The organism is Aliiroseovarius crassostreae (assembly GCF_049803815.1).
Lineage (GTDB): Bacteria > Pseudomonadota > Alphaproteobacteria > Rhodobacterales > Rhodobacteraceae > Aliiroseovarius > Aliiroseovarius crassostreae_A.
Genome location: NZ_JBNAGI010000003.1, coordinates 234,660 through 251,090, shown reverse-complemented (window position 1 = coordinate 251,090; position 16,431 = coordinate 234,660). Strand labels below are relative to the sequence as shown.

Sequence of the window (16,431 nt, the reverse complement as noted above, 5' to 3'; positions counted from 1 at the left end):
GCCCGCAGGTGTGGGCAACCTGCGTGGAAGGCCAGTATGACAGAGACCGTGACTATTCTGGGGCTGGAAAGCTCGTGTGATGACACCGCTGCGGCGGTGGTGCGCCACGTACCGGGGAAAACACCTGAACTTCTGTCCACTGTGGTTGCCGGGCAAACCGATCTGCACGCGGATTTCGGCGGCGTGGTGCCGGAAATTGCCGCCCGTGCGCATACCGAGAAACTGGATCTCTGTGTGGAAGAGGCTCTGCAAGAGGCAGGTCTGGGGTTGAAGGATCTGGATGCCATTGCCGTCACCGCCGGCCCGGGCCTGATTGGCGGGGTGCTGGCTGGTGTCATGTGTGCCAAGGGGCTGTCTGCCGGATCGGGTCTGCCATTGCTGGGTGTGAACCATCTTGCGGGCCACGCGCTGACCCCGCGCCTGACAGATCAGACGCCATTTCCCTATCTGATGCTGTTGGTGTCAGGCGGGCATTGCCAGTTTCTGATCGCCAAAGGGCCGGAAGAATTCACGCGTCTGGGCGGCACAATCGATGACGCCCCCGGCGAAGCCTTTGACAAGACCGCCAAGTTGTTGGGTCTGCCGCAACCCGGCGGACCGTCGGTCGAGGCCGAGGCAATGAAGGGCGACGAGAACCGCTTTCGTTTCCCCCGCCCCCTGCTGGATCGACCGGGATGCGACATGAGCTTTTCTGGCCTGAAAACCGCCCTTCTGCGCGAACGGGACCGGTTGGTGGCAGAACATGGTGGGCTTTTGAGAAAAGATCGTGCGGATCTTTGCGCCGGGTTCCAGGCCGCGGTGCGCGATGTTCTGGCCGAAAAATCCCGCCGTGCACTGGCCGAGTATTTGACCCTGTCACCTGACGCCCCCACCCTTGCCGTGGCCGGTGGAGTGGCCGCAAACAAGACCCTACGTGGTGCATTAGAGACTATATGCGCACAACACGACACCACCTTCCTTGCCCCCCCTCTACACCTTTGCACCGATAATGCCGCGATGATTGCCTGGGCCGGAATTGAACGGTTTCGCGCAGGTCAGGTTGATGGGATGGAGCTGTCCGCCCGCCCGCGCTGGCCGCTTGACCGCACGGCGCCCGCCATGTTGGGATCAGGTAAGAAAGGAGCCAAAGCATGAGCATCTCTGTTCTGGGCGCTGGCGCCTTCGGCACGGCCTTGGCCATTTCGCTTGCCCGCGACGGGCGGCCCGTGACGCTTTGGGCACGTGACCCCGGCGATATGCAGGAAAAACGCCAAAACACGCGTCGCCTGCCCGGATGTGAGTTTCCCGACAGTGTGATTGCGACCGGGGATCTTGCAAAAGCAGCCAAGGCAGATGTGCTGTTGCTGGCGGTTCCGATGCAGCAATTGGCCGGGTTTCTGGACACACACCACGTCTTGTTGGCGGGAAAAACCCTGGTGGCATGTTGTAAGGGCGTGGATCTGGCGTCCGGGCACGGTCCGGCGGAAATCATCCGCAGCAAAATATCCAATGCCACCCCGGCCATTCTGTCCGGTCCCAGTTTTGCCGTGGACATTGCAGGCGGCCTGCCCACTGCGCTGACGCTGGCCTGTGAAAACGGTGAAGACCTGCAGCAGATGCTGTCGACCGACAATCTGCGTATCTATCGGTCTTCTGATTTGGTGGGGGTTGAGATTGGCGGGGCGCTGAAAAACGTGGTGGCCATCGCCTGCGGCATCGCCATGGGGGCAGGCTTGGGGGAAAGCGCCCGTGCCGCCCTGATGACGCGCGGCTATGCCGAGATGAAACGCTTTGCGGTGGCGCAAGGGGCCGAACCAGAGACCTTGGCGGGTCTGTCCGGGTTTGGCGATCTGGCCCTGACCTGCGCCTCTGAAAAATCCCGCAACTTTGCCTTTGGCTTTGCGCTGGGCCGGTCCGAGTTCCTGCCTGAGGAGACCACGGTTGAAGGGAAAGCCACAGCCAAGGCCGTGTCTGCATTGGCCCGCGCGCAGGGTCTGGATATGCCAATTGCCGATATGGTCGTCGCCGTTCTGGACAAACATCTGACCATCAAAGAAGCCGCCGAGGCCCTTTTGACCCGGCCCCTGAAAGAAGAATAACGCAGGAGAACTGACATGCTGGTAGCCGTAATTTGCACCGACAAGGAAGGCGCGATTGAAACGCGCAAGGCCAATCGCGAGGCGCATGTGGCCTATCTGAAGGAAACCGGCGCGGTGCAGGCGGGTCCGTTTCTGAATGCCGACGGCATGATGTATGGGTCCCTGGTGGTGCTGGACGTGGACGACATGGCCGCCGCAGAGGCCTGGGCCGCAAATGACCCCTACGCCAAGGCGGGCCTGTTCGCTGACGTGCGGCTGGAGCAATGGAACAAGGTGATCTGATGCAATATTGGTTGTTCAAATCCGAGGTCTCGACCTGGAGCTGGGACCAGCAGGTGGCCAAAGGCGAGGCGGGTGAAGAATGGGATGGCGTGCGCAATTACCAGGCGCGCAACCATATGCGCGACATGAAGGTCGGGGATCTTGGGTTCTTCTACCACTCGCAAAAGGAAAAAGAGATCGTCGGCATTGTCGAGGTCTGCGCCGAGGCCCATCCCGACAGCACCACCGATGATGAGCGTTGGGAATGTGTGGACATCAAGGCGGTGCGCGCCCTGCCCCGCCCCGTGACCCTGGCGATGTGCAAGGACGACCCGCGCCTGTCAGATATGGTGCTGGTCAACAATACCCGCCTGTCGGTCCAGCCGGTGACCCCGGACGAATGGGCGATTGTGCTGGAGCTTGCCGGGGACCAGACCTGAGGTCATACTCCTTCCCAAATCGTTGGACAGGGAAGGAAACACCAATGGGAATTTTGTCCGTTCTGGTCGCAGCAATTGCGGCCTATGCCTTTGGGTCGGTCTGGTACATGGCACTGGCGAAACCATGGATGGCGGCATCGGGTGTCACGGTGGGCGAAGACGGTCGCCCGGTAAATGCAAGCGATCCGAAACCCTTCATCGTGGCCTTCATCATGGCCTTGCTGGTGGCCGGCATGATGCGCCATATCTTTATCATGGCGGGGATCGACAGTGCCGGGAAAGGCCTGATCACCGGGTTGGGTCTTGGCCTGTTTGTCGCCGCCCCCTGGATCGTGAACAATGTGATGTTTTCTGATCGATCAAAGTCGCTGATCTGGATGGATGGCGGATATGCGGCGGGGGGATGCGCGGTCGCGGGCCTGGTTCTGGGCCTGTTCTGACCCAACCTGCCCGTCACCACACACTCAGCTGCAGACACAAAAAAACCGGCATCCGCCGGCACAAAAAAAGGAGAGGGACCGCGACCCGTCGGACCCTCTCCTTCCACCCCACGTGCTCCCTCAGCACCACACGTGTTCCTAAATGTAAGAGGTCCGACCGTCCTGGTCTTCGTGTATTATCTAGCGGGAAATCAGACCGGAAATCAATCTCGTTTCACCTTCAAAACTATTCAAAACCAATACGTTATAGGAAGGGTCTGTTAACCCGCCCTCGAGGGGTGGCGTAAAACGAAAAGCGCGGCGCCGAAATTCGGCACCGCGCTTTCCTGAACAATCAATCCGGTTCAGCCGTAAACGGCTTCTTTGCCGAAATGCTTGACCAGCATGTAATAAACCACAGCGCGGTATTTATTGCGCTCGGACTGACCATAGGTGTTGATCACGGCATTGATTGCATCCATCAATTGCGGGCCATCCGACAGACCCAGCTTCTTGATCAGAAAGTTGTTCTTCACGGTTTCCAGTTCACTGTCCTGGGTTGCAGCCACGGTGGAAGCATCGTCGTTGTAGATCGCAGGGCCACAGCCGATGGTGACTTTGGTCAGAAGGTCCATATCCGGCGTCATGCCGCATTTGTTCTTCAGATCATCTGCATATTTTGCGATCAGGTCGTCTCTCTTACCCATGATGTGCTCCCAATAGTTGCATGAAGGCGTTGTAATTCTGAACCGAACTCTATGCGCAATTCGCACCAACACAAAGGAAAACATTGCCGCGCCATTCCCCCTAGGAATTTTCGTGGAATTGGGTCAGGCTGATGCCAACCGTAATGAATATATGGAGGACGTAATGGGTCTTTGGAATTTCGTAAAAGGGGCTGGCAAGGCTCTGTTCGGGGGTGACGATGCGTCAACCGAAGAAACCCTGACCAAGGAAGTGGCCGATCTGGGCATCGACACATCCGGTCTGGACATCAAGCTGGACGGTGAAAAGGTCACTGTTTCCGGTGGTGAAGGGCTGAGCGCAGAAGACCGCGAGAAGGTCATCCTGGCGGTGGGCAACGTGGAAGGCGTGGCCGAAGTGGAGGCCGAGCTGGAAAACGAACCGGTGTTCCACACCGTCGAAAAAGGTGACACGCTTTGGGCGATTGCCGAGAAAACCCTGGGCAATGGCGCACATTACGAAAAGATCTTCGAGGCCAACCGTCCGATGCTGTCGCATCCTGACAAGATCTATCCGGGCCAAAACCTGCGCATTCCGCAGTAACCAGCACCCAATATCTACAACTGAAACGCGGTCGGATCCCGGCCGCGTTTTCCTTTTCCCGCAATAAAATTACTTCACGCATTCATATGTCGCAATTTTTGACTTGAGCCTCACGCCGATTCCCTGTCTGATCCCACGCGAAAGAACGAGACATGACAGGAGACGCTGCCGCATGGGCTACCTCAAATCCACCCCAACCCGCGATGGTTACTTTGGCGACTACGGGGGGGCCATGCTGCCGCCGCCGCTGGAGCCGCATTTCAAGGAAATCCGCGAGGCCTATGACCGGATCGCCAAATCGGCTGATTTCATCGCTGAACTGCGCCACATCCGCAAACATTTCCAGGGCCGCCCGACCCCGGTGTCCTATCTGAAAAACCTGTCTGACATGTGTGGCGGCGCGCGCATCTATGCCAAGCGCGAAGATCTGAACCACACCGGTGCGCATAAGCTCAACCACTGTATGGGTGAGGGGCTGCTGGCGAAATTCATGGGCAAAACCAAGCTGATGGCCGAAACCGGGGCCGGTCAGCACGGCGTGGCGCTGGCCACCGCTGCGGCCTATTTCGGGTTAGAATGTGAAATCCACATGGGCGAGATCGACATTGAGAAAGAAGCCCCCAATGTGACCCGGATGAAGCTGTTGGGCGCGAATGTGGTGCCGGTGGGTTTTGGCGGGCGCTCGTTGAAAGAGGCCGTCGACAGCTGTTTCAACGCCTATGTGCCGCAAGCCGACACCGCGCTTTTCGCGATCGGTTCCGTGGTAGGACCGCACCCCTTCCCGATGATTGTGCGCGATTTCCAGCATGTAATCGGCATCGAGGCGCGCGAACAGTTCCTCGAAATGACCGGCGAACTGCCCGATATGGTTGGCGCTTGCGTTGGAGGTGGATCAAACGCGATGGGCCTCTTCTCGGGCTTTATCGACGATGAAGATGTGGCGCTTTATGGCGTGGAGCCGATGGGCACCTCGTCGAAGCTGGGTGAACATGCGGCCACCATCACCTTTGGTGAAGACGGCGACATTCACGGCTTCCGCACCATGGTGTTGAAGGATGAAAACGGCGAACCAGCCCCGGTTCACACCGTCGCCTCCGGCCTTGATTACCCCGGCGTTGGCCCGGAACACGCACACCTGTATCGCACCGGCAAGGCCAACTACACCGCTGCGGATGACAAGGAAGCGCTGGCCGCTTTCTATGCCCTGTCACGTCACGAAGGCATCATCCCCGCGCTTGAAAGCGCCCATGCGGTTGCCTTCGCCATGCGCGAAGCGCCGAAAAATCCGGGCAAGTCGATCCTGATCAACCTGTCGGGCCGCGGCGACAAGGACATTGATTATGTCACCGAAACCTTCGGCTTCGGAGACGAGGCGTAACAACCGATCTGAGGGGCGCGTGTCGCCCCTCTTTTCTTTCGGCCTTCCCCTCTATCGGCAAAACCCCCACCCGCTGGCCTGCAGATGCAGGTGATCAGCGTGAAGGGCGTTGTATTCCGGGCTCAGGACAAGGTTGAACCAATCACATGAGCTCTGCCACAGCGCGCGCAGAAACGGGGCATGTGGACCATCCCAGTGTTTCAAAAGGGCGATTTGCCGACCATCTGACAGACCAAAGGCGCGAATGTCGATGGCCCCGGCCACCGCGTGTTCGCTCCACCGTTCGGATTGCCCGCGCCGGGTCCGCATCTTGCGGCAATTGTAGCTGCCCTGATGATAAAGGCGGGTCACTTCCACCCCGTATTCCTCGGCCACCGGGCGAATGCCATGCTGTTCCCACATCGCCAGGCGCAAAGCCAGATCGCAGCGGGTTTCCAGCGGGCTGACGCGCGCCCCACCGACGCTTTGCAACAGGATGCGGTCGCGAATGTGGCAGGTGTCAGAGGTTTCAAGATCGGCCTTTTGCTGAAACTGCACCCCATGTTCCGCCAGAACCGCGCGGCAGGTGGCCCCATCGTTCAATGCGCGGCGCAATTGCAGTTTTGAAACCGGCGTCAGTGGCGCGGAGACGTCCAACGGACGGGTCGGGTTCCATTCCACAGGCAGCGGGCTTTCGGGATGCAGCACCGCGACCGGCACCGCAATCACGACCAAAATCCCCCCAACCAAAAGCAACCGCCACAAGACAGATAACAACAAGCGCATGGTGAGGGACCATGTGCAACGCGACGAGTCGGTGCAAGACACAGCCGCGTCATCGGTGGATATCCGCGCGCCGAAACGAAAATCGCCGCCCGAGGACAGGCGGCGATTTCATTTTACGGTCTCAGACCCCGGATCAATAGCGGTAATGTTCCGGCTTGAACGGGCCATCCACCGTGACCCCGATATAGTCGGCCTGTTCTTTCGACAGTTTCGACAGTTTCACGCCGATCCGGTCAAGGTGCAGCTTGGCCACTTTCTCGTCCAGATGTTTGGGAAGGATGTAGACGTCATTGTTGTATTCATCCCCCTTGGTCCACAGTTCGATCTGCGCCAGAACCTGGTTGGTAAAGCTTGCCGACATCACGAAAGACGGGTGTCCGGTGGCGTTGCCAAGGTTCAGAAGACGCCCTTCCGACAGCAGGATGATCCGGTTGCCCGAGGGCATTTCGATCATGTCCACCTGGTCCTTGATATTGGTCCATTTGTGGTTTTTCAGCGCCGCCACCTGAATTTCATTGTCGAAGTGGCCGATGTTGCCGACAATCGCCATATCCTTCATCGCGCGCATATGCTCGATGCGGATGATGTCCTTGTTGCCGGTGGTGGTGATGAACACGTCGGCCGATGACACGGCGTCTTCCAGGCCGACCACTTCAAACCCGTCCATTGCGGCCTGAAGCGCGCAAATCGGGTCGATCTCGGTCACTTTCACACGGGCACCTGCACCGCGCAGCGAGGCGGCCGAGCCTTTGCCCACGTCACCATAGCCACAAACCACGGCCACTTTGCCCGCCATCATCGTGTCGGTTGCGCGGCGGATGCCGTCGACCAGCGATTCCTTACAGCCGTATTTGTTGTCGAACTTCGATTTGGTGACCGAGTCGTTCACGTTGATCGCCGGGAAGGGCAGCTGGCCCTGCTTCACCAACTCGTAAAGGCGGTGAACCCCGGTGGTGGTTTCTTCCGACACGCCTTTGATCTGATCGCGCATCTTGGTGAACCAGCCGGGGCTGGCTTTCATGCGTTTCTTGATCTGCGCAAACACCGCAACTTCTTCTTCCGAGGTGGGTGTTTCGATCAGGTCAACCTCGCCCGCTTCGACACGCGCGCCCAAGAGGATGTAAAGCGTCGCATCGCCGCCATCATCGAGGATCAGGTTGGGGCCTTCCGGGAACAGGAAGGAACGATCAAGGTAATCCCAGTGCTCTTCAAGCGATTGACCTTTCACGGCAAAAACCGGGGTGCCGCCTGCGGCAATCGCCGCCGCTGCATGGTCTTGGGTCGAGAAGATGTTGCACGACGCCCAGCGCACATCCGCGCCCAACGCCACCAGGGTTTCGATCAGAACCGCGGTCTGAATGGTCATGTGAAGCGAACCGACAATGCGCGCGCCAGCGAGCGGTTTCGTGTCACCATATTCCTCGCGCAGGGCCATCAGGCCGGGCATTTCGGTTTCAGCAATGTCCAGCTCCTTGCGGCCGAACTCTGCCAGGGTGATGTCCTTGACGACGTAATCCTGGGTCACGGGGACCTCCATAACAAATCTGTTTCAGAGGCCTCGTATCATTACAGGCGTTAACACGCAATGTAGGGACGTTTACCCTGCCACATCGGGCACGGATGGCGGGTCAGGCCATTTGCCGTGCCAGTTCTTGCCCGCCGCAACGATGCAGCTGACCCCATTGGCATTGGTGACGAGGATTGTGAAACTGCCGGTTTCCGGGGACGACCAGACCTCCAGCAGTTCTTTCTGGTTTTGCAGCCCCCCTCCGACAAGCCCTTCGCTATAGTGTACCGAGAGCTTTTCGACCAGATCCGTGCGCGGGGCACAGCTTGGCATCGCGTGGGCCATCGGGATGGGCGGGGCCAAAGAGGCCGCGCCAAAGATAAGCGCTGATGTCACGAGACGTTTGAACATGACGAATTCCTTTCCGTATGAAACGGGGACGCTGCCATGTTGCTGATGTGTCTGTTACGCCTCTTGGGGCAGCCCACCCGGTTATGAATACTGTCTTCAATAAATATGGTGGCTGTGCCAAACAGATGCACATCAAAGGCGGACACTGTTCCGTGACCCCTCCGCCACCATCTGGAGTATAGCAAAAAATGGCTTCAAAACCAAGAGCTTGGCAAAGAATGCTATCCGGGCGCCGATTGGACCTTCTGGATCCGACCCCAATGGATATCGAGATCGAGGACATTGCCCATGGCCTTGCCTTTGTTGCGCGTTGGAACGGGCAGACGCTGGGGGATTACCCCTATTCGGTCGCGGAACATTCTCTTTTGGTTGAAGAAATCCATGCCCGGCTTTACCCGAAAGCGCCGGTGAAATGGCAGCTGGCGGCGTTGTTGCATGACGCGCCGGAATACGTGATTGGCGATATGATTTCACCGGTGAAGGCGGCGGTGGGCGAAGGGTACGGCGATCTGGATGAACGGCTGACCACGGCCATTCACGTGCGCTTTGGCCTGCCTGCAAAAACACCTGCCACGGTGAAAAAGGGCATCAAACGGGCAGATAAAATCTCGGCCTGGCTTGAGGCCACGCAAATCGCCGGGTTTTCCGTCGAAGAGGCCAACAAGCTGTTTGGTCGCCCCAACCCTGACGTCATTCGCGGGCTCGACATTCATTTGCGCCCGCCCGTTGAGGTGCGCGAAGCCTTCACCGCCCGCCACGCAGAACTCCTGAGGCAGCTATGATCACCACGCGCGAGGCCCGCCCGGAAGACGCCCAGGGCATGAGCGACCTGATCACCCCGATTCTGAAGGGGTGGAACAGCGCGCGGCGTGGGGACCCGGACCATATGCTGGCGTATTACATCCAGCATCCCGACAATATCCGCTGCACCGTGGCGGTGGATGAAACAGGGCGGATCATTGGCTTTCAATCGCTGATCCTGCCGGGCGCGGACAACCCTTATGGCACACCCGCCGGATGGGGAGAGATAGGCACCTATGTCGCGCTGGATGCGGGGCGCGGCGGGATCGGGCGGGCGCTGTTTGACGCCACGCGAAAAGCTGCCGGTTCGGCCGGAATAGAGACTATTGAGGCGTCAATCGGCGAAGATAACGACAAGGGGCTTGGCTATTACGGCGCCATGGGGTTTGTCACCTACGCCACCGAACCCGGCCTGATCCGCAAGCGGTTCGACCTGAAGGACGGCGCATGAGCGCAGATCTGATCATTCGCCGCGCGGGTCTTTGGGATACCGGGGCGATGGCCGATCTGCTGAACCAGATCATCGCGACGGGTGGCACCACGGCGTTGACCGACCCCGTCACCGCGGATGACCTGGCAGGGTGGATGCGCACAGGTGGTGCGCGGGCGATCTGGCATGTGGCGGAAACCAATCAGGGACAGGTGGTTGGGTTTCAATGGATCGAACCCCACCCCGAACTGCCGGGGGACACCTGCTCTATCGCCACCTTTGTCCAGATGGGCCAAACCGGATTGGGCATTGGATCGCGGCTGTTTGATGCCACGCGGGGCGCGGCAAAGGATCTGGGTTATCGCTGGATCAGCGCGCTTATCCGGGCCGACAACGCGGGCGGGTTGACCTATTACCAAAGCCGTGGGTTTGAGACCTATGGTCGTTTGCCCAACGCGGTGCTGCCCGATGGGCAGGTGGTCGACAAGATCCTTAAGCGGTTTGACCTGGACTAGCCGACGCCGCGCCGCAGATCTGACCCTGGGTCTGCCCGTCTTGCCGCCATCCCACAAAACGTTCTGCGGTAAAACTCAGTTCAAGATTTCCCCAGCGATGTCGCGCGATGATCCCGGCGGGGCAGCCGGTCAGGGGCAGATCGGTATGCGCGCCCAACTCGCGGTCCAGGGCAGGAATGACCCCTTTGGGGGACCGGCCGAAATCGATGCGTTTGCCCAGCGGCAACACCATCAGCCCTTCAGCGTCGGGGACGAGCGTGATGCTGGAAGGGGCGACGGTGGGCGCCATCGCCGATTGGCACCCTGCAAGAAATAAGATCAGCAACGCGCCCCGTTTCATTTGGCCGCTGCTTCCGCTGCCTCGCGTTCCGCACGGCGGGCGCGGCGGCGTTTACGGATATATTTGAAGTATTCCTTATACCCCTTGCCATGTTCCAACCCGCTTTCCGCCCAGAGCGCCTTGCGTTCCTTCTTGTCCAGCGGTTTCCACGGGTCCAGGTCCTTGATCAGACCCGCGTCAAACAACATCTGCCCCAGCTTCTCAAAATCCGGCTCACCATAGGAGAGACGGTTGGATTTCGGTTTGTTTTCCGGCACCCATTCGGTCAGCAAAGCGTCGATCTTATGCGACGTGACACCGGTGAAACTGTCCAGATGCATCTGCAGATATTTCACCGCCCCATCTTCGCGGCGCAAGATCATCGCCACGTTCTGGTCCTTGTGACCCACCATGGCCGCGATGTGAAAGGCCGACCCATCAAGGCCGACAATGGTCTTGGCCGCCTTGTAGCGCGCCACCTGATCGCGCAGGCTGTGCTTTTCGGGATAGAACACCTCGTACCCTTCGGCGCGCATCATATTCTCGATGCGCTTTTCACCAAGCACCCCGCCCAGATGCGCGCGCAGTTCCGCACGCGAGACATAAAGCTTTTCGGGGCCGTCTGCCTTCACATCCTTGGCGAAATACTCGTGGATCATGGCGCGCATTGGCGCGGTGCCATCTGCAATCTGACCAAGGCCAAACCCTTGCCCGGGAACAACCAGTTCTTCCACGTCGGTGGGATCAAAGACCACTTTGACTTGCTTCTTCACCCCCAGCAGATCAAAGAAATCGGTCTGGTATCCAACAATCTGGTCCTTGTTGCGCGGACGTTTCGGGATGAACAGGATGCCTTCGATTTCATCTTCCAGATCGTGATAGGGCCAAAGCCGCCCGGTGCTTTCCACCAGGAAGTGGCCAAAATGCATCCACAGCACGCCACCCCAAAGCCATTTGCCTTTCAGCTTCTCACCCGTCGGAGTGACGTTTTCGGGCTGTTCCATGATCGGACGATGACGCCGCCAAAGCGCGGCTTCGGGGACATAGTTGCCGTCCCCGTCAAACACCCCGGCCTTTTGCACCAGATTGCTTTCCGTTGGCGGAATGATCCGCGCATCCGTCACATGTGTGATCTCAACCGACCACCCCCCGTGGGGCGAGGGCCGCTCCAGTTCATGTTCGCTGCCCATCGGACCTCACTTTGCTTACTTGGGACTACGCTTTGCCAAGATCCTTTGTAGCGTCCTGCGGTGCATATTCAAGCGGCGCGCCGTTTCCGAGACATTCCGGTCGCAAAGCTCATAGACACGCTGGATGTGTTCCCAACGCACCCGGTCGGCTGACATGGGGTTTTCGGGCGGCGGAGGCAGCTCGTCCGATTTGGCCAAAAGCGCATTGGTGATGTCATTGGCATCGGCGGGTTTTGACAGGTAATCGGTGGCCCCCAGTTTCACGGCGGCCACAGCCGTGGCAATCGCACCATATCCCGTCAACACCACAACCCGCGCATCAGGGCGCTTTTCGCGGATCACTTCGACCACATCAAGCCCATTGCCGTCTTCAAGCCGCAAATCCACAACCGCATAGGCAGGCGGGCGGGCGGTGGCAATCGCCTTGCCCGCGGTCACCGATCCGGCCATTTCCGGTTCGAACCCACGTTTTTCCATCGCCCGCGCCAAGCGGCGCAGAAACGGTTCGTCGTCATCCACAAGCAAAAGCGACTTGTCTTCGCCGATTTCGTGGCCGATTTCGTGTAGGTCCTGATCTGACATGGCACCCCCCTTCGGGTCGCTTGCAATCTTCTGAATTTATGTAGGGCTTTGCTTCCCCGGGGTCAAATTCTACGCGACGTTACCGGCCATGCGCAAAATGCAACTTTCGCGCTCATCCCTCGGCATCGATAAAGCAGCTGATCCGGTTGGCCATGTCCTGGGGGGTGTCGTCCCGTTTGAAAAACTCCAGAAATCCGCTTTTCGGTGTCACGAAATAGGTGAAGGTCGAATGGTCCACCAGATAGTATTCCGGGTCGCCGTCCTGTTTGCGATAATACGTCTTGTAGGCTTGGCTGGCGGCCTTGATCTGCTCGGGCGTGCCGGTCAGACCAATCATGTCGGGATGCAGGTAATCGGTGAAATCGCGCACCTGTTCGACGCCGTCACGTTCCGGGTCGATGGTGATAAAGGCCATCTGCGCGTCATACCCCTGCTCTTGCAGCAGATCGAGCGCCTCGGCGTTGCGTGCATTGTCAAGCGGGCAGACATCCGGGCAGAACGTATAGCCGAAATACAAAAGCGTCGGTTTGGTGATCACATCCTTGTCGGTCACCGCCTTGCCATTTTCATCGGTCAGCTCAAACGGGCCGCCAATGGATGCAGCCCCCGTGCCAACCGCAGAACCGCGACATTGGGCAAACTTGTCTTCGCCCCCGGTGGTCATATACCAGGTGGCCCCCAACAGGGCGGCAACCGCCACTGCAGCACTGGCAGCATAGACTCGCATCATCGACATTCTCCAATCCGTCCTACAGGCATTGATTGCGCTTTTGCACAGGACTAACAAGAGTTCACGATGCCGCAACCCCATCTTCGGCTTTTCGCGACAGGAGCGATCACATATGCTTGACCCCTCAACACGCCCTGACACCCCAAATGTCAGCGGACAATGGGTGCGCCTTCGCACCCTGATTGTGCTGCGCTGGGCAGCAATCCTGGGTCAGATCACCGCGATCATCGTCGCGATCCTGTTCTTCTCGCTCGACATCAATCTGTTTCTGGTGGGGATGGCGATCAGCCTGGGGGTCTCCGCCAACCTGATCACCCTGGCCTTTTACCCGCGCAATGCCCGCCTGAACGAACAACAAGCCACGCTGTGGCTGCTGTTTGATACGTTTCAGCTGGCCTTCATGGTGTTTCTGACCGGCGGGTTGCACAACCCGTTCATGGTGCTGATTGTCGCCCCGGTCACGGTGGCCGCCACGGCGCTGTCGACCCGCGCCACCATGGTTGTCGGCGGCGCGGCCATCGCCGCCACCACCATTGTCGCCGATTTCAACCTGCCGCTTCAGACACAAATGGGGTTTGCCCTGCGGATGCCCGAGATCTTTGTCTTTGGCCTTTGGGTTGCGGTTGTGGTCTCGATCGGTTTCATCGGGCTTTACACCCGCCGTATCTCGTCCGAGATGAAATCCATGTCCGAGGCCCTGCTGGCCGCCCAGATGGCGCTGGCGCGTGAACAGAAACTGACCGACCTGGGCGGCGTTGTGGCTGCGGCCGCACATGAGTTGGGCACGCCGCTGGCGACCATCAAGCTGGTCTCTTCCGAACTGGTGGAAGAGCTGAACGGCCAGCCAGACCTGATCGAGGATGTGCGCCTGATCGGCGAACAGACCGACCGCTGCCGTGACATCCTGCGCTCCATGGGCCGCGCGGGCAAAGACGACATGCATATCCGTTTCGTGCCGCTCTCAGCCTTGGTCGAAGACGCCGCCGATCCCCATATGGACCGCGGCAAGGAGATCACCATCGAAATTGACGGGGATGAGGCCCACCAGCCGGAAATGGCGCGGCGGCCCGAGATCATTCACGGCTTGCGCAACCTGATCCAGAATGCGGTGGATTTTGCCTCTACCGCCGTCTGGATCGAGTTGAGCTGGTCCGAGCGGAACATCACCATCCGTGTGATTGATGACGGGCGCGGCTATGCCCCCCATGTGATCGACCGGATTGGTGATCCGTTCATCCGTCGTCGCGCCCCGGATGCCCAGCGCAAACAGCGCAAGGCCTACGAAGGGATGGGGCTGGGCCTGTTCATCGCCAAGACCCTACTGGAACGCACTGGGGCGGTGCTGAGCTTTGCCAATGGCGCGGAACCCTACACGGGCCGCCCCCACCCACGCGAGAAATCGGGGGCCATTGTGCAGGTCTCCTGGCAACGGAGTGATTCGGGTCTGGAACGGAAAGAGAACATGCGCGGTCTGGGCGATAATATTCACTTCGAATAGCTTGAAATCCTTGGAAACAAGGGCATTTCGGGTCTGGATTAAACCTTCGTTAACCTTCCTGTCCCAGTCTTTAGATCAGGGTTAACAAACCCATCTTGGGACAGGAAACATGCTAAACACATTGATGGCCGCAGCCATGGTGGTAACCGCGTTCAGCGTCGCACTTGCTGCACTCTTTACATTGTCGATCTCCGCAAAACGGCGGGGCCATGGTCTGGATCATGACGCCAGCACAGAACGCACCACGGCGATCTTTCTGTTTGATGATCAGCGTCTGGTGGATGCAACTGAACGCGGCTGGCAGATGCTTCAGGCAACGGAAAAGCCAACCAATGCATCAGAATGGCAGCAATTGTCCCACCTTTTACTGCCCTATTTTCCCGATCTTGATGCCAGAATGGCGGAGCTTGCGGACACCGGCGAGGTGGATCTGCGCGGCAAAGACAGCCCGGTGCGTCTGCGGGCACAATGGCGCAAAGGTTTGGCACGCGTCGAGTTTCTGGAAGAAGAGGGCACCGCAAGCATTGATCGTCACCGCCTACATGCCTTGCAAAACGAAGTGGCCTCTCTGCGCTCCACCACAGAAGAACTGCCCTTCCTGATCTGGCGTGAAGATCAAAACCACACGATTACTTGGGCCAATCACCATTATCTGGATCTGGCCGACGCCATGAACACCACCGACGACACCGCCCCGTGGCCGCCGCGCAAACTGTTTGACCAGCCCAAACTGGCCGAAGCGACACAAACGGATCAACCCCGCCGCGTTGCCCTGCCCCACGGGCCAAAAGGCCGTCGGAAATGGTTTGAACTGCACGAAAGCGTGCTGGGCGATGAAACCGTCATCACCGCGCTGCCCGCGGACCGATTGGTGAAAGCCGAAAACAGCCTGTCAGAATTTGTGGCGACGCTGACCAAGACCTTTGCCCACCTGCCCATTGGCCTGGCCATCTTTGATCGCAAACGCCAACTGACCCTGTTCAACCCGGCCCTGACCGATCTTGTGTCTCTGCCGATCGAGTTCCTTGTCGGCAAACCGACCCTGTTCAGTTTCCTCGACCATCTGCGCGAAAAACGGATGATGCCGGAACCCAAGGATTACAAATCCTGGCGACAGCAAATGTCGGAACTGGAAGCAGCCGCGGTGAACGGCACCTATGAAGAAACCTGGTCGCTCCCGTCCGGCCAGACCTATCGCGTGACAGGTCGGCCCCATCCGGAGGGTGCCGTGGCCTTCCTGTTCGAAGACATCTCGGCTGAAATCTCGCTCACCCGTCGCTTCCGGACCGAGCTGGAAATGGGGCAATCCGCCCTGGATTGCATCGAAGATGCCATCGCCGTCTTCGCGCCAGGCGGGTCACTGGCAATGTCGAACGCGGCCTATGCGAAACTGTGGGGCAGCGACCCGGAAACCTCGCTGTTGGACGTCAGTATTTCCGATGCCTGCATGTCCTGGCGCCACAAGTCCCGCCCAACCGACATCTGGGACAAGGTGCAGATCGCCGTGGCCAATCACGAAAAGCGCGACGCGTGGAGCGAAGAGTTCAACCTGCTCAATGGGCGCAAAGTGACCTGCAAAATCAAACCAATGGTGCGTGGCGCCACAATGGTCAGCTTTGCCGCATCGGAAAATCTGCCCAGTTCGCCAACCCGGCAACGGATAAAGCAACCGGATCTTTCAAATCCGAAATTCGTAAAGGCGCCGCTTATTCCCCCGGTGTGATCCAAAGCCAGCATCCCCAGGAATACAGACCCGGGTCCGGCCGCACATCCGGGTCAACCGCCCCCGTTTCGCAATCGGGCTTGCGCCCGCGTGGGCC

At 59.0% G+C, this 16,431-nt stretch carries 20 protein-coding genes; 12 read left to right on the top strand and 8 right to left on the bottom strand.

The window, feature by feature from the left end; genetic code table 11:
* Positions 1–36 precede the first annotated feature (36 nt).
* The 5 genes from tsaD to ACP15V_RS10475 are packed head-to-tail and all read left to right on the top strand — an operon-like array spanning position 37 to position 3,219.
* Entirely contained in the window at positions 37–1,134 is a 1,098-nt protein-coding gene (gene tsaD, locus ACP15V_RS10495; protein ID WP_424943633.1) for a tRNA (adenosine(37)-N6)-threonylcarbamoyltransferase complex transferase subunit TsaD, read from the top strand.
* Positions 1,131–2,078, top strand: coding sequence for an NAD(P)H-dependent glycerol-3-phosphate dehydrogenase (locus tag ACP15V_RS10490; RefSeq protein ID WP_424943632.1), 948 nt, complete (start codon positions 1,131–1,133; stop codon positions 2,076–2,078). The genes tsaD and ACP15V_RS10490 overlap by 4 nt, the downstream gene beginning before the upstream one ends.
* Positions 2,079–2,093: 15 nt before the next feature.
* Positions 2,094–2,360: a YciI family protein gene (locus ACP15V_RS10485; RefSeq protein ID WP_424943631.1), complete on the top strand. Its 267-nt coding sequence runs from the start codon at positions 2,094–2,096 to the stop codon at positions 2,358–2,360.
* The gene (locus ACP15V_RS10480; protein WP_424943630.1) at positions 2,360–2,779 is read left to right on the top strand and encodes an EVE domain-containing protein; all 420 of its coding nucleotides are present in this window, start codon (positions 2,360–2,362) and stop codon (positions 2,777–2,779) included. The genes ACP15V_RS10485 and ACP15V_RS10480 overlap by 1 nt, the downstream gene beginning before the upstream one ends.
* A 44-nt stretch (positions 2,780–2,823) precedes the next feature.
* Positions 2,824–3,219 (top strand): DUF1761 domain-containing protein, encoded by a 396-nt coding sequence (locus ACP15V_RS10475; protein ID WP_424943629.1) that lies wholly within the window; start codon positions 2,824–2,826, stop codon positions 3,217–3,219.
* A gap of 344 nt (positions 3,220–3,563) precedes the next feature.
* Here the strand turns inward: ACP15V_RS10475 and ACP15V_RS10470 are convergent, their stop codons facing one another.
* A complete protein-coding gene (locus ACP15V_RS10470) occupies positions 3,564–3,905 on the bottom strand; it encodes a DUF2853 family protein (protein WP_424943628.1) in 342 nt (113 codons plus the stop codon).
* A 163-nt stretch (positions 3,906–4,068) separates the two neighbouring features.
* Here ACP15V_RS10470 and lysM point away from each other — a divergent pair, with 163 nt between their 5' ends.
* Together lysM and trpB are read left to right on the top strand one after the other, a co-directional pair.
* Positions 4,069–4,485, top strand: coding sequence for a peptidoglycan-binding protein LysM (gene lysM / locus ACP15V_RS10465; RefSeq protein ID WP_424943627.1), 417 nt, complete (start codon positions 4,069–4,071; stop codon positions 4,483–4,485).
* Between the two features lie 172 nt (positions 4,486–4,657).
* On the top strand, positions 4,658–5,863 hold the full coding sequence (gene trpB / locus ACP15V_RS10460) for a tryptophan synthase subunit beta (RefSeq protein ID WP_424943626.1): 1,206 nt from the start codon (positions 4,658–4,660) through the stop codon (positions 5,861–5,863).
* A gap of 51 nt (positions 5,864–5,914) precedes the next feature.
* Here trpB and ACP15V_RS10455 read toward each other — a convergent pair whose 3' ends face one another.
* From ACP15V_RS10455 to ACP15V_RS10445, 3 genes are all read right to left on the bottom strand, one after another.
* The gene (locus tag ACP15V_RS10455; protein ID WP_424943625.1) at positions 5,915–6,628 is read right to left on the bottom strand and encodes an extensin family protein; all 714 of its coding nucleotides are present in this window, start codon (positions 6,626–6,628) and stop codon (positions 5,915–5,917) included.
* A 133-nt stretch (positions 6,629–6,761) separates the two neighbouring features.
* Positions 6,762–8,153, bottom strand: coding sequence for an adenosylhomocysteinase (gene ahcY / locus ACP15V_RS10450; protein WP_424943624.1), 1,392 nt, complete (start codon positions 8,151–8,153; stop codon positions 6,762–6,764).
* 72 nt (positions 8,154–8,225) lie between these two features.
* Positions 8,226–8,546 carry a hypothetical protein gene (locus tag ACP15V_RS10445; RefSeq protein WP_424943623.1) on the bottom strand — a complete coding sequence of 107 codons (321 nt, stop codon included), beginning with the start codon at positions 8,544–8,546 and terminating at the stop codon, positions 8,226–8,228.
* A 188-nt stretch (positions 8,547–8,734) separates the two neighbouring features.
* On the opposite strand from ACP15V_RS10445, the gene ACP15V_RS10440 reads away from it, so the two are divergent.
* The 3 genes from ACP15V_RS10440 to ACP15V_RS10430 are packed head-to-tail and all read left to right on the top strand — an operon-like array spanning position 8,735 to position 10,292.
* Complete coding sequence (locus ACP15V_RS10440; RefSeq protein WP_424943622.1) at positions 8,735–9,328, top strand: HD domain-containing protein; 594 nt, start codon at positions 8,735–8,737, stop codon at positions 9,326–9,328.
* Positions 9,325–9,798 carry an N-acetyltransferase family protein gene (locus tag ACP15V_RS10435; RefSeq protein ID WP_424943621.1) on the top strand — a complete coding sequence of 158 codons (474 nt, stop codon included), beginning with the start codon at positions 9,325–9,327 and terminating at the stop codon, positions 9,796–9,798. Before ACP15V_RS10440 ends, ACP15V_RS10435 begins: the two co-directional genes overlap by 4 nt.
* Positions 9,795–10,292, top strand: a complete 498-nt coding sequence (locus tag ACP15V_RS10430) for an N-acetyltransferase family protein (protein ID WP_424943620.1) — start codon at positions 9,795–9,797, stop codon at positions 10,290–10,292. The genes ACP15V_RS10435 and ACP15V_RS10430 overlap by 4 nt, the downstream gene beginning before the upstream one ends.
* On the opposite strand, the gene ACP15V_RS10425 is transcribed toward ACP15V_RS10430, so the two are convergent.
* The 4 genes from ACP15V_RS10425 to ACP15V_RS10410 form a co-directional block, all read right to left on the bottom strand.
* Positions 10,270–10,581 (bottom strand): hypothetical protein, encoded by a 312-nt coding sequence (locus tag ACP15V_RS10425; protein ID WP_424943619.1) that lies wholly within the window; start codon positions 10,579–10,581, stop codon positions 10,270–10,272. The two genes, ACP15V_RS10430 and ACP15V_RS10425, sit on opposite strands and share 23 nt — an antisense overlap.
* Positions 10,582–10,628: 47 nt before the next feature.
* Positions 10,629–11,801 carry a glycosyltransferase family 61 protein gene (locus ACP15V_RS10420; protein WP_424943618.1) on the bottom strand — a complete coding sequence of 391 codons (1,173 nt, stop codon included), beginning with the start codon at positions 11,799–11,801 and terminating at the stop codon, positions 10,629–10,631.
* A 15-nt stretch (positions 11,802–11,816) separates the two neighbouring features.
* Positions 11,817–12,383, bottom strand: coding sequence for an ActR/PrrA/RegA family redox response regulator transcription factor (locus tag ACP15V_RS10415; RefSeq protein ID WP_424943617.1), 567 nt, complete (start codon positions 12,381–12,383; stop codon positions 11,817–11,819).
* Between the two features lie 112 nt (positions 12,384–12,495).
* On the bottom strand, positions 12,496–13,113 hold the full coding sequence (locus tag ACP15V_RS10410) for an SCO family protein (RefSeq protein ID WP_424943856.1): 618 nt from the start codon (positions 13,111–13,113) through the stop codon (positions 12,496–12,498).
* Between the two features lie 112 nt (positions 13,114–13,225).
* Between ACP15V_RS10410 and regB the strand changes: the two genes are divergently transcribed.
* Both regB and ACP15V_RS10400 read left to right on the top strand, forming a co-directional pair.
* A complete protein-coding gene (gene regB / locus ACP15V_RS10405) occupies positions 13,226–14,611 on the top strand; it encodes a sensor histidine kinase RegB (protein ID WP_424943616.1) in 1,386 nt (461 codons plus the stop codon).
* Between the two features lie 109 nt (positions 14,612–14,720).
* Positions 14,721–16,334 (top strand): PAS-domain containing protein, encoded by a 1,614-nt coding sequence (locus tag ACP15V_RS10400; RefSeq protein ID WP_424943615.1) that lies wholly within the window; start codon positions 14,721–14,723, stop codon positions 16,332–16,334.
* Positions 16,335–16,431 lie beyond the last annotated feature (97 nt).